We start from the raw sequence: 21,513 nt of genomic DNA on the forward strand, positions 1-21,513 counted from the left end.
TAGGCAGAAACAATCATATGCTGTAGATTTTTAAGGTGGTAAATATAAGTATTTTTCAGGAAGAAATATTTATTTGACTTTTCAATATTTCAATAAGTTGATCTTTTTCCTTAATCCTTAATTCATATTGTGCTATAAGTTTTTCATGAATTAAAACAGTATCACTTACAGCAATTTTATCACCAAATAAATCAGATATTGATGTTTCTAATAATACAGAAAGCTTTTGTATCTCGTTAGGTATAAATGGTATTTCTCCCTTTTCTCTCCTACTGTATTGAGACTGATTTAAACCCAATTCATTAGCAAGATAATCCTGAGAAAACTTTTTGATTTCCCTAATAAACCTAACTTTTTGGTGTAACTGCATTTCTAAATAATTTACTAATTCATGTCTTAATCACATAATAAATGTTATTATCACATTTAAAAACTTGAAATTAATTCTTTTTTTTTGAAAGAAAAAAATTACTTTAAAAATAAGATGGTAGCTATAAATAAAAATTTCTTTAAAACGACATTATTAGCTATAATTCTTATTATAAGTCTTGTATTAAATCATAATTCTGATTTTTGGATTGGTCGTGAATATGTTTATTATCAGCTATTTCTTTTAATAATATTTTCCGCAACCTTATTCACTTTCTCAAAAGAACCATTACAACTTGGCAAGACTGATTTTGCTGTATTACTTGTTCTTTTATATTTATCGATTTCAAGAAGTTTGTGTTTAAAGTCAATAAATGAAATTCATGTCATAAGCACGTTTGCGCTCATTATTTATTATATATCATTAAAAAAAATTCATTTAAAATATGACGCAATTAATGTATATTATGATTATGTCGTTTTTATTGGGGTGCTGCTTAGTATTTATTGCATAATTCAATATAATGGTATTATCGAACGAACAAATTATTATTGGCAAGTAACTGGTAATTTCCCCAATCCGGGACCATTGGGTGGCTTCATCGCTATAATTTTATCACTGGCATGTTGTCAATTATCACAAAAAGTCATTCTTAAAAAGCCTTTAAGATTAATACTTTATTTACTTGCCGTTTTTTTAATGGTTTTTGTACTTATACTTAGTGCTTCCAGAGCTGCAATGTTAGCTGCAGTTGTCACAATTGTTACTATAATAAGTTATTTTACTTTCAAAAAATGGAAATATTTTAAATACTTTTTGTTTTCTTCAATACCTCTTCTTTTATTCATTTTTTACAGTAAAGGAACTGATTCTGTTTATGGACGATTACTGATTTGGAAAATTTCCTTTCTTTCATTTCTAAAAAATCCATTAACTGGTGTTGGTTATAATTTTTTTAATGTTGAATATATTAATTCGCAGGCTGATTATTTTTCTAAAGGTGGTACTACAAAAGAAATTCTACTGGCCGGAGCAAATTCACAGGCATTCAACGAATTTTTAAAATTCATTCTTGAAAACGGATTATTAGGAATTATTATAATTGTTATTGCAGGTATATGGATATTTAAATCTAAACAGTCACTACTCATTGATCATAAAGAAGACTTTACCTTAGCATCACTTGCTGTTTATTTATCATTTATTGTTTTTGCCTTCTTTTCATTTCCACTACAATTTTTTCCTTTCAAATTAATTTTATTGAATCAAATTGCTGTAAGAAATTACAATCCTTTAGATCTTCAAATTAAGGTAAATGAAAACTTCAAAAAAGCAGTATTTTGTTTAATGGCCGCATCATTAATTCTCCTAATTAATTTTCAATACAAAGGATTTCATGCCTCGAAGAGTGCAAGCGAACTAGAATATACTAATCCTGATTCCAGTAAAACTCTTTATGAATATGCAGAAAATAGATTAAATAATGATGGAAACTTTTTATTGCGTTATGGCAATTTTCTTGAAGATACAGATATTGATACTGCCTTATTTTTATATGAAAAAGCAAAAAAAATAAATAATCTGCCGATACTTTATAGTAAGACAGCAAATCTTTATGAAAAAAAGCAAAATTATAAAAGTGTAGAAAGCAATCTTTTGAAATTACATTTTATACAGCCTCATTTATTTAAACCCCAGGAAAAATTATTAGAATTCTATATCCGAAACGGTAATCTAAAAAATGCCAGATTTTATGCTAATGAAATTTTAAAAACGCCTATAAAAATTAAAAGCAAAGAAGTTTTTCTTATAAAGCTAAAAGCAAAAAAATATTTAATCCATTCTATTTACTAATATTTAAACCAATAATCTATGAAAAAACATTTTTATTATGCGATTGCATTCCTTTTATTTTTAACCGTATCTTGTGTCAGCGAAAAAATTGAAACACAAGAAACCAATGTCAACTACATTCCTGAAAAGGTTTGGGTATATGATGGGGATAATACTGTGTTGAAAGGAGTGATTCAGGAATTAAAAACCAGTACACACAGAGCATCATTAGAAAGACGATTATTAAAAAATGAAGTCTTATGGAAAAATGCTGAATTTTTAGTCATCGAAGATAAGAAAAGAATCTTAGTGCCTTTTTTAAGTATTGATAAGGAAAATATAATTGGCTTTTTTGCTTTGTATAGGGATGCTAAAGGAAAAATACAATATGATATGACTGTTCGCAGTGATGTATTTAACAAAAATGTAAAACTTCCTTTTTGGGATTCTAATATTTGGGTTGGTTATTTTAAAGCGTATGACAGAACAATATTAGGGAAGAAAAACGGAAATCCCGGAGTTATGCGTAAGGCCATTTCCGCAGAACAATTAAAAGCAATGACATCGCGAACAATATGTTATGATATTCCTTATGAATCATGTATCACTGTAGGAGGTGGTGGTGGAGATTGCGGAGACAGTGGAGAGTCCTGGTCAGATTGCGGTGGTGGAGGAGGTTCATATACTGTTTGTACCACCTATTATAATTCTTATTGCTTTGAGGTCCCTGATGACCCTAATCCGGAAAATCCAAATCCTGATCCAAATCCTGATCCAGAGGATCCGGGTTCTGGTGGTGATGAACAAATTTTTAATTATCTTAATGGAAAAGCAGATTGCCTATTTCAACTTCTAAACACAACTAGCTCAAGTTTTACTAATGCTATTAAAAAATTTGATGGTGAGTTTCCTGTCAGTCATTTAACGTTTATTAATAATGAAAATTTACCAACTGGAACCTATGGTGTCACAAATCCTCCTAACAATTTTAATATAATTATAGAAATGAGTAATACGCAATTGACCAATATTTCTGATATTGGTGGAGCAATTGCTATTGCACATGAAATAGTTCATGCTGAAATTTTTAGAAAGCTCTTATCTGCTGCGCAAAAAGGTGACTTAAATACAAACCAACATACAACTCAAGAAAACATTAATTTTGTTAACTCTTTAAGGAATAATTTTCCTGGCTTATATGATTATTATTATGACAGATATCATCCAACATGGAATCATGATTTAATGGCTCAGCATTATCGTTCTACTATTGCAGATATAGCCCAAGAATTTGATAATAGTACTTTTTCTAGACAAGTCTACGAAGATTTAGCTTGGGCTGGTTTGAGAACACTAGAAGGGAATGTAAACTCTGTCGCATGGGATAATTTGAGTACTGTTGAGCAACAAAGAATATTATCAAATTTAACAAACATATTTCACAATGGAACTTCAAATTGTAATTAAATGAGAAAAATACTTTTATTAATGATAATGGTTTCAAATTTTGTTTTTTCACAAAACAAAGACTATTATACACTCGAAAAAAAAGGGAATAAATATCCCAAAATAGTTAGATATGTATTTTTAAATAATGGCGATAAAATCATTCAAGATAGAAATATAATTTTTTTTAATATTAAAAATCAAAGATTTAAATACATTAAAAACTATCACAAAACAGATACTTGCTCATTTTCTTCATTAAAAAAAATCAAAATAATAACAATCGATCAATTAATTAAAGATGAATATAAGGAGCATTTAAAGAGAACCAAAGAAAATAACTTAAAAATTCCTGCTCCATTAAATCATTATAACTCTAAAGTTTTTATAATAGAAAAAGTATCCTCAGAAAAAATTATTAAATATGAAGTTGAGTGGATTTACTCTATTGATTAAAAATTATTATAAAATAAAACTTGAAGAATTTTTTAAATATAATACTTAAGATATAAAGAAGATGAAAGTCCAAACTTAGGTTTGGTGCTTTTATTCGTTAATCATTCATAAAAAGATTATAGATTTCCTATTAAGCACAATATCAAATTTCAACACCTTGTTATTAATATCATGAATAAAAAAATTTATATCTTTTTATCTGCCTTATTATTTTCTTGTTCTATACAAAAAGATAATAATAATAAAATATATCCAATCAAAACTTCAACAGAATCCAGAGGATTATGGTAAAGATGTGGATGGTAATTGCACATTTATTAACAAAAACAAATTATGTGGAACATATAAATTCAAAACTATTGGCAATGGATATGTAGTAAACATAGCTGGTTTAGGGTTTACTGCTAATAGCCCAAGTGGCGATAGAGTTATCGCAGAATTAGGAGTAGTTTGCGTTACCATTCCAAAATATAATTTCCCAATTGCACAATCTTCAGCTAAGTTTAATGCTGCCTGGACTAGTACAATGAATGAAGTAATGACTTATTTAAATAACACTACTGGAATTGTTAATCCAACTCCAACAGTTCTTAAGGGCCTTATAAAAGAATTTTTAACTAATAATTTAAATTATGTTTCAGGTTTTGGTTCAGGAGTATCTATTAATACAGGAGGCTGTAATGGTGTTCCATATTCAAATGCTGTTTATTGCCAATAATATATGATTATGTTTGAAAAAAATCTAAAAATCGATTTCGATAATCTTTTGCCAGAATATCCTAAAGTTTCCCATTGTATAAAAAAGTATTATCCCATAGGGATAACAAGGGAAAACAAAGATTATTTTGATTATTCTGGTATTAAAGAATTAAATGCAATTATTGAAAAAAACATTCTAGACGATGATTATTATAAGAAAGAATGGGACGAAGGATTTATAAATGAACTGAAATTAAAATTAAATTTTCAGGATATACGTGGTACAACAGCAGGTTTAGTTCCTAACTTTTCAGGAGTTATTACCTTAGAAAAAACTTTGGAGAGTAGAACAGAATTACATTTTTATAAAAGCTTAATAGGAAATTATTTTACTATCGAAATTTTAGAAAATATCCATTCTAAAGAAATTTCTCATCCAATTTTTGGTAATAGAAAAATCTGGGCTATTGAAAATATAGTTACTTCTCCAGTTGGAAAGTATAAGTCATTATTCGAAAGAGTTTATCAATTAATTATTGAGAAATACAATGAAGCGAAATTTCTGCCATACATTTTTGATTTATATAAAGTGAAACTTTTAGATGTTCCATATAAGTCCGATGGAGAGGAAGTAACCATCGCTGGAGCGTTCTTTCAAAAATATTCTTCTTACAATGACTCTATTAATATAATTGGAGATATTAAATATAAACTGGATGAATTAAAATAATTAATAAAATGAGTGCCAAATTTTAGGTTTGGCACTTTTAAAATTATAGAATTTTACCTATTAACAATAATTATCGTCTCAAATTCAATTCAAAGTTTCATCTAACTTAATTCAAAAACTATGAAACGTATTTTTTTAACATTCATCCTCTTAACACTATTCTCTTTTAAAGGAATATGTCAAAATGAAACTATTCAAGGGAATATCTATATTAAATTAATAGATGTTCAAAATCTATTTGATAAATTGTCTGATGAACAATTAAAACAAATCAATCACTACATTGATAACCCCAACGCCTCTTTATCAGAAGAAGAAAATAAATTAACCAATCACTACAAATTTTTGTTAGAAAATAATCTATTAAACAAACCTCATTTTAAATTAAAAACAAATGCTGGGAAAATAATAAATGTATATACTGACGAAACAGAATATTTAAAACTAAAAAATAAATTAAATGGTTTCGATAAATATGAAGAACAAATAACACTTGCATTTAATGGTGTTAAAAAATCTGATGGCTTTTTTGATGAAGCATTGTATTACGCTAATCAAATTACTTCTGTTGAAAAAATAGCCGGAGAAACCGATTGGAAAAAATAAAATTCAAAATTATATTATTCGACATAGATTGCTTTTTTATTAAAAACAGTCTATGTCATTTTATATTAAATATGAAATTACATCATTTAATTCTGCTTCTTTTTATAGTAAGAAGCTACGATCATTCTTTTGCTCAAATAAAGAATTCTTTAAATAAGGCTGGAAATAATGTACAAGAACTAGAAACTGTTATCAAACATTACAAGAAGCAAAGTGATAACGAAAAATTGAAAGCCGCTTATTTTTTAATTGCAAACATGGATAAAAAAGGCACCTACATCAATGATTTGGTAGATGATAAAGGAATTTCTGTAGGTTTTAATATTTCCAATTTTAAAAATGAAAACGAAGAGAAAAAATGGTTAGACTCCGTTACATCCTTCAGAGGAAAACTTCACGAGTATGAAAATTTCTTACCGGATTTAAAACATATTAGTGCTCAATTCCTAATCAATAATATAGACAGGGCATTTGAAGTAAAACAAAAAAGTCCTTTTTGTAAAGGGATATCCGATGCTGATTTTTATGAATACATTTTACCGTATAGAGTAGATCTCGAAAAATTAGAATTTTGGAGAGATTCTGTTTTAAATAATTTTTCGAAAGAACAAATAGACTCGATTTACAACTTTTCAACAGTTCTGGCTGCCACAAACTATGTAGATAAAATATACCAGAAACGATTCAAATTCGGAGAAAGACGTTATTTTAAGGAAAAGAAAGTCAGATCTTATTCTGAGTTAATAAAAGACAAAGAAGGCAAATGCAATGATATGTGTAATCTTGTTGTTTTAGCATTACGAGCACTCGGAATTCCAAGCGGCTTTGATAGTATCAAGTATAAAAGAGCCTCGAATGATGTTGGACATGAATGGTGTTTCGTGAAAGATATAAAAACAAATAAAAATTATCAGTTTGATGCCTTGTCCAATAATGGTCCGGGATTCTTCAATTTACCTTATAAAAATGCACCCAAAGTAGCTCGAAAACAATATGCACTTTTAGCAGATGCTTCTGTAAAAAATGACAAATCTGTAATTCATCCCGATTTTTTTGAAAATAATATGCTTGATGTTACATCTGAATATTTTGAAACGACAAATGTGACAATTCAATTAGAAAAGAAATTTCAAGAACCGTTATATCTTTGCATTTGGCATAAAGGATGGTGGAAACCTGTTGACTATTTTTATAATCCGAATCAAACGAATGCTACATTTAACAATATATCAAAAGATAATTTATATTGTCTTACAAAGTATCGTTTTTTTACAACTGAACAAGTGAATGAGCCTTTCATAGTCAATAAGTTTGGTGAGATTAAATATTGCAGTTCAAAAGAATTAAAAAAGCAGGTTTCTTTAAATGAATATCAAAATAAAGAATTAAAAAAGGCAAGCAACAATACCGAGATATTAGATTTTGATAATCAGCAGAAAATTTGTCGAAAAGTTGCTGAAAAAGATGGAAAAAAGGATGAGTGGCAAAGTTTTTCAGAAGTAAGCATCAAAACAAACACACTTTATTTGCTTGTAGATGATTTCAGTAAAACACAAAAAGTCTTTATATTAAAAGATGATGGCAGTGTTGATTGGTATTAGAATATAATTAATTCAGTAATTTTTTACTGACACGGCTGCTGGCAATTAAGGATGCTACAAAACCAAGCGTAATGATGGTTGCCATCACGATAAGTATGTTTTCGAATGAGAAGACCACCGGATATGCCAAGGTTGGCGTAATCATAATTAGTTCATATTGCTGCTGCAGCAGTACTAAAATCATACCTAAAAAAAGACCAATTATCCCTCCAAAAACACTTAACAAAGTTCCCTGAAGCAAAAATATTTTTCGAAGATGATTAATTTCGGTACCTAAATTAAAAAGGGTTTTTAAGTTTCCTTTCTTTTCTAAAATCATCATAATTAAAGCCCCTACCAAATTAAAAAGTGCTACAATTATGACCAGCGTAAAAATCAGGTATACAACAATATTTTCTGTGTTGAGCATTTTGTATAAGGACTCATTAAGCTGGGCTCTGTTTTTTAGCGTAATTTTATTTTTGAAAATGGTCTGGAGTTGAGAGCGTATTGCTTTCTCATCAGCATTTGATTTCAATTTGAATTCGATGCCGGAAATCTGATTCGGTTTATACATTAATAATTCCTGAGTCAAGCCTAAATCTGCAAAAATATATTTAGAATCCAGTTCTTCACTAATGGAATAAATTCCGACAGGCAGTACATCTGTTTTATTGAAAGCTTCTTCGGGATTTTCGATTGCTCCTTTTCCTGGTTTTGGCGCAAATACCTGCAACGGATTTTCAAAGTCCAGAATCCCCATAGAAAAATCCTGTGAAATTCCATATCCAATTACAACCTGATAACTGTCCGGCTTTAGCCATTGACCATTAAAAAGTTTTTTTTTGATATTGTTAACCACAGGATAAAGGCTGTCAACACCTTTTAAATAAGTAACCTGCTGTTTGTCTTTAAATAAAAACAAAACGCGTTCTTCGATAATTTTGGTGTATGAAGCAACTCCTTCTATTTTTTTAATTTGATTTTCCTGAGCAGGCGTAATCAAAAATGACTTTCCGTAGGTGCTGGTCATTTTTAAGTCAGGATCAATTTCATTCGTGAATGAAAGACTGAAAACTTTCAATCCGCTAAAAACGGATAAAACCACAAACAAAGCCATGGTACCAACAATAATTCCGAGACTGGCAATTAAATTGATGATATTGATAGCGTTATTTTTACTGATGCTAAAAAGATAACGTTTGGCTATGTAGAGAGGGAAATTCAATTTAAGATTTTCTTCTTTTTTCTAAAAGATCACGGTTTTCAATTGGATTTTCTCTGTTGGCTAAAGCATTGTCAATTTTCTCAATATAGTCTAAAGAGTCGTCGATAAAGAATACCAGATTTGGTACACGTCGCAATTGCAAACGCACACGCTGAGATAAATCGTGTTTTATTAAAGTTGAATTTGATTTTATTCCTTCTAAAGTTTCTTGTGCTTTCTCTTGTGGAAAAATACTTAAATACACAGTCGCCACAGATAAATCTGTTGTAACACTTACTTTGGATACCGAAATTACTAAATTATTAATTCCGTTTTTTCTCACTTCACCTTGCAAAATATCAACCAAATCTTTTTGGATGACACCGCCTATTTTTTTCTGTCTGTTTGTTTCCATACTACAAAAATACTATTTTTAATTTCAATCGTATAATTTCATATTCAACATTCAAATGATTTTTATACGATTAATGCTGCTTTGATCAAATTCTACTATTTGATTCTAAAATTAAAATCTTTTATTTCTGTTAAAAGACATGAAAATCATCCGAAATGTTTTTTAGAGAATATCAAATCTCAAAAAAACAAAGCCTTAAAAAAGAAAATTTTCAAAATTAAAACCTCAAAAAACGAATCTGACATAAATTATAAAATTCACATAAAAAAGAAAACTAATCATATTAAAAAGTTGTATTTTGGATTAAAAAAATGAATAATTTTTATTAAATTACTTAAAATGGCATTTATTTAATAATTCAAGTATGGCGAAATTAGCACCTAGTTTAAATCATAAAGGTTGGGATGAAATGTTTTCTAATAAAGGCGTTCGGGATTCTTATCGTCAGGTTTTTCAAACTTTACAAGGTTTGAATCATAAAACGCTGACAAGTAAGCAAAAACAGGCTTCTGATTTATTCATGAATCAGGGAATTACTTTTACGGTCTATAGTGATGATGAAAATGGAATAGAAAGAATATTCCCTTTTGATATTATTCCCAGAATCATCACACAAGAAGACTGGTTAGAAATAGAATCAGGAATCAAACAACGTTTATTGGCCTTAAATTTATTTTTGGAAGATATTTATAATGAGCAAAACATTATAAAGGACGGAGTTATTCCGGCCGGATTAATTGCTTCATGTCCACATTATATTCAGGAAGTTCAGGGTATAAAAGTACCTCATAATATCCATGTGCACATTGCCGGAATCGATTTGATCAGAGGAGCAAAAGGCGAATTTTATGTATTGGAAGATAATTTACGATGTCCAAGTGGGGTAAGTTATATGCTCGAAAACCGTGAAATTACAAAACGAATTTTTCCGGATATGCTTTCGTCGAATCATGTGAGTATGGTAAGCAATTATCCGATGATTTTTCACAGTATTCTTGTTTCACTTTCACCTCGAAATGTTTCGAATCCAAATGTCGTTTTGCTGACTCCCGGAGTTTATAATTCTGCCTATTATGAACATAGTTATCTGGCACGCCAAATGGGGATTCCGCTTGTTGAAGGTCGGGACTTGGTAGTTAACAATAGTAAAGTGTACATGAAAACCACTTCGGGCTTACAGCAAGTTGATGTCATTTACAGACGTCTGGATGATGAATATCTGGATCCTTTGGTTTTTAAACCAGACAGCGCACTTGGTGTTCCGGGATTAATCAGCGCTTATCGTCAGGGAAATGTAGCCTTGGTTAATGCCGTAGGAAACGGAGTCGCAGATGATAAAGCTGTCTACGCTTATGTTCCGGATATGATTAAATATTATATGAACGAAGAACCAATTTTGAAAAATGTTCCAACATATCGTATGGAAAATTTAGACGAACGCGAGCATGTTTTTGCCAACATGGAAAGTATGGTTATAAAAGAAACCAACCAAAGTGGCGGTTATGGAATGATCATGGGAAACAAAGCAACTCAGGAAGAAATGGACGAAGCTAAAATTGCGATCACCAGCAATCCCCGAAATTTTATTGCACAGCCTATTATTCAGCTCAGCACGGTTCCGTGTCTGATTGACGGACAGCTTAAATTACGCCATGTCGATTTAAGGCCATATGCCTTATGCGGTCCAAAAGGAATTCAGATTGTTCCGGGCGGTCTAACGCGTGTAGCACTTACTGAAGGTTCTTTGGTTGTAAACTCCTCTCAGGGTGGCGGAAGCAAGGACACCTGGATTATTAAATAATATAAACATTCAAAAAAAATTAAAGATATGCTTAGTAGAGTTGCTGATGGAATGTTTTGGCTTAACCGGTACATGGAAAGAACAGACGGAATGTTACTTACCTTAAACACTTCCTATATTTTATCTTTCGATAAAGAAATTAACGATTTTCAGGGCTACAAACCGCTCTTAGAATATTACACGAGTTTGTCAAAGGCTAAAATTCACTCCATACAATATGACACACCTCATGTTTTGAAATATATAATTTGTGATAACCAGAATGACAATTCGGTAAAAAACTTAGTCATTAAAGCACGAGAAAATGCCAGAGGTTCTCAGGATAAAATTACCAAAGAATTGTGGGAGCACATTAATTCGATGTATCATTTTATGAACTCTCCTGATTTACCCAAAAAACTCGAAACCTCTGATGCCTTAAGCGTAATCACAAAACTGAATAAGGACTTATTGCTCTACAACGGAATCCTTCAGGTAACTATGCCACGTGGTTTAGGCTGGTGTTTTTCGAGTATTGGCAAACATATCGAAAGATGCCTGCAAACTATATCGATGACTCAGGCTTACTTTGCTCCAATCAATTACAATCTAGAGGGCGAAGAAGATCTGATGTATTGGCGAAGATTACTGTTGTCACTTTCGGGATACGAATTATATCTGAAAAGTTACAGTAATATTTCTCATAATCGAAAAGTGATACACCAGGTAATTTTTAATATGGATTTTGCACACTCTGTAATCTACACCCTGGATTTCATTAATACTTACTTGGATTGTTTGTTTAAAGACACGAATTTAAGTGAAGCGCGAACATTGATGAACCAGTTTGGACGGTTGAAAAGTTATATTGAATTTACAGATTATCAACACCTGACCAATCAGGAATTAGAGGATGTTTTGCGAAATACCAAAAACCAGTTAATTCAGTTTTCGACCGATTTTTCAAAATTATTCTTTTCTTACACTTAATAATATGGCGCTTTTTAAAATAGTTCACCTTACAAAATACCAATATAATTATCCTATAAAAGAAAGTATTAACGAAATACGTTTGTTTCCTCATCATTTTGAAAACCAGGAAGTATTGCAATATCAGCTTTTAATTACTCATGCACCTAACGTTGATATCTCTCAGGATTATTATGGAAACCGTGTTGGCAATTTTAATGTGTTAGACACTCATACCGAAATGACCATTGAATCCCGAATGCTGGTCCGGGTAAATCATTCCCTTAAAATTCCCGAAATGGATTCCACTTCCGTGAAAGATATTCAGGCTGAAAAAGAAAAAAGTATTTTATTATTACGCCTTTGCTACATCGATAAAATTGAAAAACAAACAGAAATTGAAAGCATATTAGAAAAAATAGGTATAGAAAATAAATCTATAATTGAAATTGCTCAACAGTGCAATACGTATGTTTTTGAACATTTTATCTATACCAAAGGAATTACCAATATTGAAACTACTGTTGATGAAATTTTAATGCTTAAAAAAGGGGTTTGTCAGGATTTTGCCCATGTGCTATTGCATCTTTTACGTACAGCCGGTATTCCGTCACGATATGTGAGTGGTTATATTTGTCCTAATGAAAGTGGGCTTCGAGGTGAGGGCGCTACGCATGCATGGGTAGAAATTTATACCAAAACTCAGGGTTGGCTGGGTTTAGATCCAACTAATAATATCTGGACAATGGACAATCATGTTCGTCTTTCGGTAGGGAGAAATTTTAGCGATTGCACACCCATAAAAGGAACTTTTAAAGGTCTGGCCAGACAAACGCTGTCTGTATGTGTTTCTATTGGATATGAAGACGGGCGGCATTTTGAAGAAATAAATGATGTACAATTACAGGAAGTTTCATCAAGGGTGCAGGAGCAATTAAATTACATGGATCAATTACAGCAACAGCAATGACAATATCAAGTTACAAATTTCAATAGCAAAATCTTAATTAACAAAACAGATAAAAAAAGGAGCTCGATGAAGCTCCTTTTTTTTATCTGTTTTGTAACCATCCTTCAGGGTTATTATTTGATGTGTTTTGAAGAATCAAAAACTTAATGATTGTTTTTCCTGTGTCACCACTTGTTCTTACTTTTCCAATACTTTGTTTAACTTTTACTTTATCACCTTGTTCAACAGATACTGAACTTAGGTTTTGATAAACGGTGAAATAATCTCCATGCTGAATAAAAACAGCTCTGTTTACAGGAGATAATGCTATAACTTTTGACACTACTCCTTCAAATACGGCACGCGCTGTTGCTCCTTGTTCAGTAGTAATCTCTACACCGGAATTATGAACAGTCAATGACGAATACAGTGGATGCGGCTGATCTCCGTAACCAAGAGATATAAATCCTTTTTCTACCGGCCATGGTAATTTTCCTCTGTTTGCCTTAAAGTCAGCTGCTAAAATTTTGCCTTCTGGTGTTAATGCAATTCTATCAGATGAGTAACTTTTAGCTGGAGCTGGTTCGCTGCTTTCAGTGGCTTTACCTTCTGCTATTCGCTTTCTTCTTTCTTCTTCCGCTTTTCTATTTGCTTCAGCAATAGCTGCACGAATCAACTGCTTAATTTTTGCATCAATTGCTTTAGATTCTTTCTGCTTTGCTTTAGTATCAGCAATAATTTTACTCTTGTCTTTTTTAATCGAATTAACTAGCTTTTGTTGTTCTTTCTTTTCAACTTCTAAGCTTTGTTTTTCTTTCTGATTCTCAGCAATTATCTTTTTCTTTACCTGTCGTTGACCATTCAGTTTCGCATTGTAATCAACTAATTCTGCTGTTTTAGATTGAATTTCTAACCCTTGGTTTTTTCTGAAATTGGTGTATTGTTTTAAATATTGTGCTCTTTTATATGCCTGTAAAAAACTCTCCGAAGATAAAATAAACATAGCCCTGCTTTGTTCAGAACGGCTTTTGTATGATTTAAGAATCATTTTAGAATAATCTTCTTTTAATACGGCCAATTCTCTTTTAAGCTTATTTACTTTCAATTGATTAATATACATATCATTGCTTAAAAGTCTTTCTTGTTTCGCTGTAGTATTGATCAACTTCTCTTTCAGTTTGATTTTGTTTTGCTGAATCAAAAAAACATTAACCGCTGATTTTTCTTTTTTCTTTACAGACTGGAGCATTTTTTCATTATCTCGGATTTCCTGCTGAATCTGAGCTTTTCGCTCTTCAAGTTTTTCTTGTTGCGAATCCTGTGCCCACACAAAAGTTGTGGCGCATATAAAAATTAGGCTTAGGAGAAATTTTGGCATCTTTCTGATATCTTTTTGCAAATTTACTTAATTATAATTTTTTTATAGCCACTTGGAACACTATATGGAAAAGAAAGTTCTTCATTAAACGAAATACTATTATAATTTAAATTAATATCTGTTTTACCTTTTGGCTGAATAGCATTAATTTCAATACTGGTTGGAAGCGTCCCCTGATTAAAAACCTTATTATCAGAATATTTAATTTCTAACATCATATTTTCTGAAGCTTGCGAAATCTGTTCTTTTTGCAGCAGATATTTTTCCGGCTCCAAAAAGAAGTTCTTTTTCAGGTTCGTTGCTTTTTCATCTTCTAAACGAATAAGGTTTTCTACAATGGTTTGCGTATATTTTCCTTTTCTTAAATCGTCTAAAGCTTCTCCAACTAATAAATTTTGCACTTTAGTATAATCCAGTTCTGTGCCAAGCCATTTGCTTAAACTTGTAAAATCACCTTCATAATAAGTACCATTTATTTTCTCATAATAACTTACGGCAGTAGGTGTAATCAATGCTTTTGCCATAGTAATCCCCAGAAAACGAACACTTACTAAAATTTGTTCATTGTTCTTGATTTTAATTTCGGCAGTAACATTTTGGCTTTGCTTTTCATCAACATATTTTGCACTTGCCTTGATATATAAAGTAGAAAAATCTAATTTGTTCTCGTAATGCTTCTCTATTGATTTATTATCAATTTTAGTTGGCGTTTCGGTATTATTATTTTGTACAGCAGCCGATTTTGTTTTACAGGAAATCATAAAGATTGCTGCCAACATTATTACTATATATTTTTTCATCTAAATTTTACTTTTTTTGTTTTAATAACTCATTTGCTTTCAAAAAGTATTCCTCTTTTTTCTTAGCATCTCCCAATCCATTGTACGCCTCTCCTAACTGAATATTAAAATTTGCTTCCATCTTTTTATCATCTACTACATAATCAAGTCCCATTTCTAAAACGGTTTTTGCATTCTTAAATTGCTTCAATTGATTATTTCCTAATCCCGCATAATAATAAAATTGCGGCTGACTTGGATATACCTCAATCATGGTCATCGCTCTTTTGGTCATTGGTTCAAATTGTTTAGCGAGGGTATATACTTCAAGCAAAAGCAAATTAGTTTCACGATCTGTATCTGAGCGGGCGCTTAAATTTTTCTCATAATATTTAATAGCATTCTCATATTGACCTTTGTTGTGATAAAATTTTCCAATTTCTTTAGCAACATCTACATTTGGATCATTGTCAAAATAACCGATAGCTTTTTCTAAATCTGAAGCATACTGAGGATTTTTATTCACATAAATCAAAAACTCATTCAGCGTTCTGTGCTTGATTTTCGAGTCAATTTTTGGATTGGATAAAATAAAATTCATTGATTTTATTGCGCTGTCTCCCTCATTTTTATCAATATATCCTTTAAACAAACTTACCTGCGCCCAATCTGATGATGGGACTTCCTTAGCCAATTGTTTTGCAACTTCCAAAGCTTTATCCGTTTCTTCTGATTGTGAATATAAAATAATCAGATTTACATAATTAGATTCTTTTTTGGGATTTTGTTTAATCTGATTGATTAAATTATCAATTTCAACATTCTGATGTTTTCCTTGAGATAAAATCTGCAATTTATATCTTTCGCGATCTTCAGATTTTCCGAACTTATCGTTCATTTCATTAATCGTCAAAAGCGCTTTGTCAAATTGATTAGTAATCATGTACAACGAAATCAGATCATCTTTATATTCTTCGTCAAAAGGAATAATTTTCTGAATCGTTTCAATTGCTAAAGAATAATTTTTGGTTTCATAACTTACATCATAAATCCCCAACCAGTACCATTTGTTTTTTGGATCTAATTGTGTCGCTTTTTCAAACGAATTTTGAGCCGCTTGGTAATCCTTTAGCTTTAAATAATTTTTACCTAATTCAAAATAAGCAACCGCATCATTGGGTTTTAGTTTAATGCATTTTTCTAACGAAACAATTGCTTTGTCATAATTTTCAATTCCTTTCTGTTTTAATGATTCATAAAAAGAGTCCTGGTATTCATCTGTAGCCATAGCAATATCTTCCGGTTCAGTCTGTGCTGAAACCAAAGCCGAACTGCCAAGAAAAACGATAAATAAAAATACTACAACCCTTCTTTTCATCCTTTACATAATTTCATTAAAAATTACTATCTTATTCTAAAACAGAATAATCACCAATACTGATACTGGTAAACTTACCATCATAACTAACATGGTTTCCAATCATTGCATTATTCAAATCAGCATTTTTTATATGAGAATTTGTCTGAATCAAACTATTTTTGATTGTACTGTTTTCAACACGTGTTCCTTTTCCTAATGATACATTTGGCCCCACTGTTGCATTTTTCAAGACTACGTTTTCTCCAATATAACAAGGCGGAATAATGGTTGAGTTTTCTAAAGTTACATCATAATCAACTAAATGTTCTCCATCATTATGCAAAAACCCTAACATTCTGGTATTGGTTTCGACTGTTACGTCTTTGTTTCCGCAATCCATCCACTCGTCAACGCTTCCGGTTTTAAAAATTTTTCCGTTAGCCATCATTGCCTTAATACCGTCATTGATTTGATATTCTCCACCATTTTGAATATTATTATCCAAAACCCCCTGAAGTTCTTTTTTCAAATCGCCAACTTCTTTAAAATAATAAATTCCTATAACTGCTAAATCACTTACGAAGTCTTTTGGTTTTTCTACCAATTCAATAATTTCATTATTAGCGTTTAATTTTACAACGCCAAATGCTTCTGGCTGATCTACTTGTTTTACCCAAATTACAGCATCAGCAGCCGGATCCAATTCAAAATCGGCTCTGATTAAAGTGTCTGCATATGCAATTACTGCCGGTCCTGACAAAGAATCTTTAGCACACATAATTGCGTGTCCAGTTCCTAAAGGTAAATCCTGACGATAAATAGATGCTTTGGCGCCTAAACTTCCTGCCAGCTCTTCCAGGCTTTCAACTAAATCCTGTCCAAAAAAAGCTTCATCACCTAATATGAAGGCAACTTCTTCGATTGGTTCTTTTAAAATTTTAGCAATATCTTCGACCAAACGGTGTACGATTGATTTTCCTGCAACTGGAATTAATGGTTTTGGAACAGTTAAAGTATGTGGACGAAGCCTTGACCCGCGACCCGCCATTGGAACGATTATTTTCATATTTTTTTATTGAGATTAAAGATTGAAAAAAAGGCCGTTGAATCCTTAAATTATCAAAACTTTAAATTATTAAATTTCTATTTTACTCCTGTGCTTCCAAACCCGCCTTCACCTCTTGAAGTCTCAGATAATTCCTGAACTTCAATCCATTCAGCTCTTTCGTGTTTGGCTATAATCAATTGTGCAATTCGCTCACCGTTTTCGATTACAAAATCTTCATTAGATAAATTTACTAAAATTACCCCTATTTCTCCTCTGTAATCTGCATCAACAGTGCCTGGAGAATTTAAAACGGTAACACCTTTTTTTGCAGCCAAACCACTTCTGGGACGAACTTGTGCTTCGTAACCTATTGGCAATTCAATAAAAAGTCCTGTTTTAACTATTACTCTTGCTAATGGTTTTAGCGTTATTGATTCTGTTAAATTAGCACGTAAATCCATTCCTGCCGAAGCAATTGTTTCGTAATTAGGTAAATCGTGCTGTGATTTATTGATAATTTGTATGTTCATTTTAGTCTAAAAAATTAAAAAGTAAATTACTTTCTATTCATAATTGCTTTGATAGTCTCTTTTTCGTTATGATAAACAAAATACATGAAGCAAAGTAATAACGGAATTCCAACAAAATAATTTCCATCGAACCCATAAAAAGAAATCGCTGAAAACAAAATTGAAATTCCTAAATATGCTCCAATTTTATTCATATCATACGGTATTGGATAGTATTTATTTCCTAAAACATAAGAAATCAGCATCATACTTCCATAAGCTGAAATTGTTGCAATCGCTGATCCGTAATAACTATATTTTGGAATTAAAAAATAATTTAAAAGTAATGTTATAACTGCTCCAACAATAGAAATGTAAGCTCCTATTTTCGTCTTATCTGTTAACTTATACCAAACAGATAAATTGTTGTAAATTCCTAAGAAAAAATTTGCCAGAATAATTAACGGAACTACTTTCATAGCTTCCCAATAGGATTTATTATCAAGCAGAAGAAGTTTTAAAAGATCAGCAAAAACGATTACGCCTAATAAAATAAGAGATCCTAAAATCACAAAATATTTCGTGATTACAGCATAGGTTTGAGGTGCGTTTTCATTTTTTGCATGACTAAAAAAGAACGGTTCTATACCGAGTCTGAAAGCTGTAGCAAACAAAACCATAAACAATCCTAATTTATAACAGGCAGAATAGGCACCTACTTCTGACTTTGCTAAATTTTCTGGTAATAAATAACCCAGTAAAATTTTATCAAAATGTTCGTTAACGGCAAATGCAATTCCGGCAACCAAAATTGGCAAACCATATTGCATCATTTTTTTCCAAAGTACTGGATCAAATCTTCTTCCAAGTGAAAGATAATTCGGCGAAAGCACAATAAATGTTGCCAAACTCGCCAAAAGATTTGCGATAAATATATAAGCTATTTGAAAATTTTCAACATATAAATTATCCCAGACAGAATTTGGATTTTCAGTTGCAAGTTTTGGTAAATACAGTAAGAAAAATACATTTAGTAGAAGGTTTATGATAACGTTTCCAATTTTAATAGCAGCATAAATCATTGGTCTCTGATTAGCTCTAAGTTTAGAAAAGGGCACTATAACCAAAGCATCCAATACTAATATCCAAACAGAATAGGTAACAAATTGTGTATCAACTTCAGCTAAATTGGCCAAAGTATTTCTAAAGATTAAAGCTGCAAACAAAAAACCAATTGAAGTCCAAAATATTGATATTGTTGCTGTTGCAATTACATTTTTTTTATCATCCTCAGCACTGTAAAATCTGAAAAAAGCGGTTTCCATTCCGTAAGAAAGTATTACGTTAAAGAAAACCATCCAGGATAATACAATCGAAACTTCACCATATTCAGCAGTTGGTAAAATACCAGTATATAACCTAACTAATAGAAAGCTTAGCATACGGGGCAATACTGTAGCTAATCCATAAATAGCTGTTTGTTTGAATAGATTTTTATATAATCCCAAAATAAAAAATAATAAGGTTTGCAAAAACAAAAATAACCAATTCTTTGGTTTATTAATGGTTTTAAAGGTTCAATAAAAACACTTTTATACTAATTTATTACTTTAATTTTTTTTATATTATTAAAACAAAATTAAAATTAGTAGAACATTTACAATTCTATTAGATGTTGTCCGGTAAAATTTCCTGCAACGAATCCAAAAAATTATATATCAAATTGAAAACTAACTACTTTTAATAAAATCTGATTTGTCAATTGTATTAATATCAAGAAATAAGTCATTCCTGATTTATTATTCTTTAATTTTCTTGTAGTTTTTTTGAAAAAATCTCTTAACATGTGAAATATATAAAAAATAACTAAAAATTATGTAACCCTTTTTTTACACTCTGTTCTTAAATTTGCTAAACAGGGATTGAGTAAAGCTAAATACAACCCTTATAAAAAAGAAAGCACTGGGACTAATAAAGCTTGTTTGTTCCCATAAAAGACAAAGCAAGGGATTGATTCTGCTGAAATGTAACCCTTAAAAAACAGAGCATTGGGACTAATAAAGCTAGTTTGTTCCCATAAAAGACAAAGCAATTGCAGATAATAATCTGTCCAGTAATTTTATAAAATGGTAGTGATTCTCACTTTTTTGGGGAAATTGAGAATCACCATTTTATAAGTAATATTAGAAAAAATAAAATTTTAAATATATTAAAAGAGCCAGCTGTTAAATGCTGGCTCTTTTTGCTTTTATTACATCATCATAATAATTTCAATTTCTGATTAACATATCTCAAATAGTTTAAAAAATATAGCAAGTTTACTATTGGGTGAGTTTTTTTTCGTCCAATATCTTTACAAAATGAAATCCTCTTGGTGCAAAACCTTGGTTGTAATAAAAGCGATGTGCCGGGAAATTACCTGTAAAAGCGTCCAAAACAATACTGCTACAACCTAAGTCAATTGCTTTTTTTTCAATATAATCCGTTAACAGCTTTCCTATTCCTTTAGATCTAAATTCGGGATGCACCACAAAATTATCTATTTCAAGATATTTACCTGTCCATAATTTCGTTCCTGACCAACAACCTGTAATTCCAAGACAAACATTATTTTCAAAAACGGCAATCTGAATATAATTATGTGCTATCATTTCTGATAAAAATGTTTCATATTTTTCTAATGAAAGTTTTGGATAAAGAAATTTGATTGTTTCGATTTGAACTAACATTTCTTTGATTGTTGTAAGTTCTTTTATTTCTAAATTCATTGTAAATGTGATATGATGTTCAATAATACGTTTTCTAATCTTTTCATTATCATCCTTAATTAGCTATAAATGTAACAAATAATGGTTTAGGTAATTAAATGCAGCGTTTTAAAAAATAAAGTTAAAAATCACTAAATGTGGGTATTGTGATATTAAGAATATAATTAAATATTTGTAATAATAAAAAGCAAATGTTTTTTATTAAAAAATTGTAATAAACACAGGGAGTAATACAGCTGATATGTGACCCTTTAAAAAAACAGAGCTTTGGGGTATATAAAGCTAATTGGCTCCCATAAAAAATCAAAGCATAGGGATTGAGCGTAGCTGATTTGTAACCCTTAAAAAACAGAGCATTGGGATTTAAAGCTAATATTGTTCCCACAAAAAACAAAGCATAGGGATTGAGTACAGCTGATTTGTAACCCTTAAAAAACGGAGCATTGGGATTTAAAGCTATATTGTTCCCACAAAAACAAAGCATAGGGATTGAGTACAGCTGATTAGTAACCCTTAAAAAAACGGAGCATTGGGATCTTATAAAGCTAGTTTGTTCCCACAAAAACAAAGCAAGGGATTGAGTACAGCTGATTTGTAACCCTTAAAAAAACGGAGCACTGGGATTTAAAGC

The 21,513-nt window shown here is 30.8% G+C and carries 20 protein-coding genes; 10 read left to right on the forward strand and 10 right to left on the reverse strand.

Going from position 1 to position 21,513, the window contains the following annotated elements:
• Positions 1 to 55: 55 nt before the first annotated feature.
• Positions 56 to 370 carry a helix-turn-helix domain-containing protein gene (locus FLACHUCJ7_RS15740; protein WP_180909549.1) on the reverse strand — a complete coding sequence of 105 codons (315 nt, stop codon included), beginning with the start codon at positions 368 to 370 and terminating at the stop codon, positions 56 to 58.
• Positions 371 to 484: 114 nt separating this feature from the next.
• Here FLACHUCJ7_RS15740 and FLACHUCJ7_RS15745 point away from each other — a divergent pair, with 114 nt between their 5' ends.
• The 7 genes from FLACHUCJ7_RS15745 (at position 485) to FLACHUCJ7_RS15775 (ending at position 7,741) form a co-directional block, all read left to right on the forward strand.
• A complete protein-coding gene (locus FLACHUCJ7_RS15745; protein ID WP_180909550.1) occupies positions 485 to 2,224 on the forward strand; it encodes an O-antigen ligase family protein in 1,740 nt (579 codons plus the stop codon).
• Positions 2,225 to 2,242: 18 nt separating this feature from the next.
• Complete coding sequence (locus FLACHUCJ7_RS15750) at positions 2,243 to 3,670, forward strand: hypothetical protein (RefSeq protein WP_180909551.1); 1,428 nt, start codon at positions 2,243 to 2,245, stop codon at positions 3,668 to 3,670.
• Positions 3,671 to 4,105: a BTB/POZ domain-containing protein gene (locus tag FLACHUCJ7_RS15755; protein WP_180909552.1), complete on the forward strand. Its 435-nt coding sequence runs from the start codon at positions 3,671 to 3,673 to the stop codon at positions 4,103 to 4,105.
• A 295-nt stretch (positions 4,106 to 4,400) separates the two neighbouring features.
• Positions 4,401 to 4,823, forward strand: coding sequence for a hypothetical protein (locus FLACHUCJ7_RS15760; protein ID WP_180909553.1), 423 nt, complete (start codon positions 4,401 to 4,403; stop codon positions 4,821 to 4,823).
• A gap of 9 nt (positions 4,824 to 4,832) precedes the next feature.
• Entirely contained in the window at positions 4,833 to 5,534 is a 702-nt protein-coding gene (locus tag FLACHUCJ7_RS15765) for a hypothetical protein (protein WP_180909554.1), read from the forward strand.
• A 120-nt stretch (positions 5,535 to 5,654) separates the two neighbouring features.
• The gene (locus FLACHUCJ7_RS15770; RefSeq protein ID WP_180909555.1) at positions 5,655 to 6,140 is read left to right on the forward strand and encodes a hypothetical protein; all 486 of its coding nucleotides are present in this window, start codon (positions 5,655 to 5,657) and stop codon (positions 6,138 to 6,140) included.
• 71 nt (positions 6,141 to 6,211) lie between these two features.
• The gene (locus FLACHUCJ7_RS15775) at positions 6,212 to 7,741 is read left to right on the forward strand and encodes a transglutaminase domain-containing protein (RefSeq protein WP_180909556.1); all 1,530 of its coding nucleotides are present in this window, start codon (positions 6,212 to 6,214) and stop codon (positions 7,739 to 7,741) included.
• 7 nt (positions 7,742 to 7,748) lie between these two features.
• Here the strand turns inward: FLACHUCJ7_RS15775 and FLACHUCJ7_RS15780 are convergent, their stop codons facing one another.
• Positions 7,749 to 8,948 (reverse strand): ABC transporter permease, encoded by a 1,200-nt coding sequence (locus FLACHUCJ7_RS15780; RefSeq protein ID WP_180909557.1) that lies wholly within the window; start codon positions 8,946 to 8,948, stop codon positions 7,749 to 7,751.
• Position 8,949: 1 nt separating this feature from the next.
• Positions 8,950 to 9,342, reverse strand: a complete 393-nt coding sequence (rbfA, locus tag FLACHUCJ7_RS15785) for a 30S ribosome-binding factor RbfA (RefSeq protein ID WP_031453891.1) — start codon at positions 9,340 to 9,342, stop codon at positions 8,950 to 8,952.
• Between the two features lie 364 nt (positions 9,343 to 9,706).
• Between rbfA and FLACHUCJ7_RS15790 the strand changes: the two genes are divergently transcribed.
• The 3 genes from FLACHUCJ7_RS15790 to FLACHUCJ7_RS15800 are packed head-to-tail and all read left to right on the forward strand — an operon-like array spanning position 9,707 to position 13,061.
• Positions 9,707 to 11,143, forward strand: coding sequence for a circularly permuted type 2 ATP-grasp protein (locus FLACHUCJ7_RS15790; protein WP_078226786.1), 1,437 nt, complete (start codon positions 9,707 to 9,709; stop codon positions 11,141 to 11,143).
• A gap of 27 nt (positions 11,144 to 11,170) precedes the next feature.
• Entirely contained in the window at positions 11,171 to 12,112 is a 942-nt protein-coding gene (locus tag FLACHUCJ7_RS15795; RefSeq protein WP_180909558.1) for an alpha-E domain-containing protein, read from the forward strand.
• 4 nt (positions 12,113 to 12,116) lie between these two features.
• Positions 12,117 to 13,061, forward strand: a complete 945-nt coding sequence (locus FLACHUCJ7_RS15800; protein WP_031453887.1) for a transglutaminase family protein — start codon at positions 12,117 to 12,119, stop codon at positions 13,059 to 13,061.
• A gap of 82 nt (positions 13,062 to 13,143) precedes the next feature.
• Here the strand turns inward: FLACHUCJ7_RS15800 and FLACHUCJ7_RS15805 are convergent, their stop codons facing one another.
• The 7 genes from FLACHUCJ7_RS15805 to FLACHUCJ7_RS15835 form a co-directional block, all read right to left on the reverse strand.
• A complete protein-coding gene (locus tag FLACHUCJ7_RS15805; RefSeq protein ID WP_031453886.1) occupies positions 13,144 to 14,418 on the reverse strand; it encodes a murein hydrolase activator EnvC family protein in 1,275 nt (424 codons plus the stop codon).
• A 23-nt stretch (positions 14,419 to 14,441) separates the two neighbouring features.
• Positions 14,442 to 15,218, reverse strand: coding sequence for a DUF4292 domain-containing protein (locus tag FLACHUCJ7_RS15810; RefSeq protein ID WP_031453885.1), 777 nt, complete (start codon positions 15,216 to 15,218; stop codon positions 14,442 to 14,444).
• 7 nt (positions 15,219 to 15,225) lie between these two features.
• The gene (locus tag FLACHUCJ7_RS15815) at positions 15,226 to 16,575 is read right to left on the reverse strand and encodes a tetratricopeptide repeat protein (RefSeq protein ID WP_180909559.1); all 1,350 of its coding nucleotides are present in this window, start codon (positions 16,573 to 16,575) and stop codon (positions 15,226 to 15,228) included.
• Positions 16,576 to 16,606: 31 nt separating this feature from the next.
• Positions 16,607 to 17,623: a sugar phosphate nucleotidyltransferase gene (locus FLACHUCJ7_RS15820; RefSeq protein WP_078226781.1), complete on the reverse strand. Its 1,017-nt coding sequence runs from the start codon at positions 17,621 to 17,623 to the stop codon at positions 16,607 to 16,609.
• 77 nt (positions 17,624 to 17,700) lie between these two features.
• Positions 17,701 to 18,135, reverse strand: a complete 435-nt coding sequence (gene dut / locus FLACHUCJ7_RS15825) for a dUTP diphosphatase (RefSeq protein WP_078226780.1) — start codon at positions 18,133 to 18,135, stop codon at positions 17,701 to 17,703.
• A gap of 26 nt (positions 18,136 to 18,161) precedes the next feature.
• Positions 18,162 to 19,622: a lipopolysaccharide biosynthesis protein gene (locus FLACHUCJ7_RS15830; RefSeq protein WP_180909560.1), complete on the reverse strand. Its 1,461-nt coding sequence runs from the start codon at positions 19,620 to 19,622 to the stop codon at positions 18,162 to 18,164.
• Positions 19,623 to 20,435: 813 nt separating this feature from the next.
• Positions 20,436 to 20,882: a GNAT family N-acetyltransferase gene (locus tag FLACHUCJ7_RS15835; protein WP_078226778.1), complete on the reverse strand. Its 447-nt coding sequence runs from the start codon at positions 20,880 to 20,882 to the stop codon at positions 20,436 to 20,438.
• Positions 20,883 to 21,513 lie beyond the last annotated feature (631 nt).

The sequence above is a fragment of the Flavobacterium salmonis genome (assembly GCF_903819435.1).
Taxonomy (GTDB): domain Bacteria; phylum Bacteroidota; class Bacteroidia; order Flavobacteriales; family Flavobacteriaceae; genus Flavobacterium; species Flavobacterium chungangense.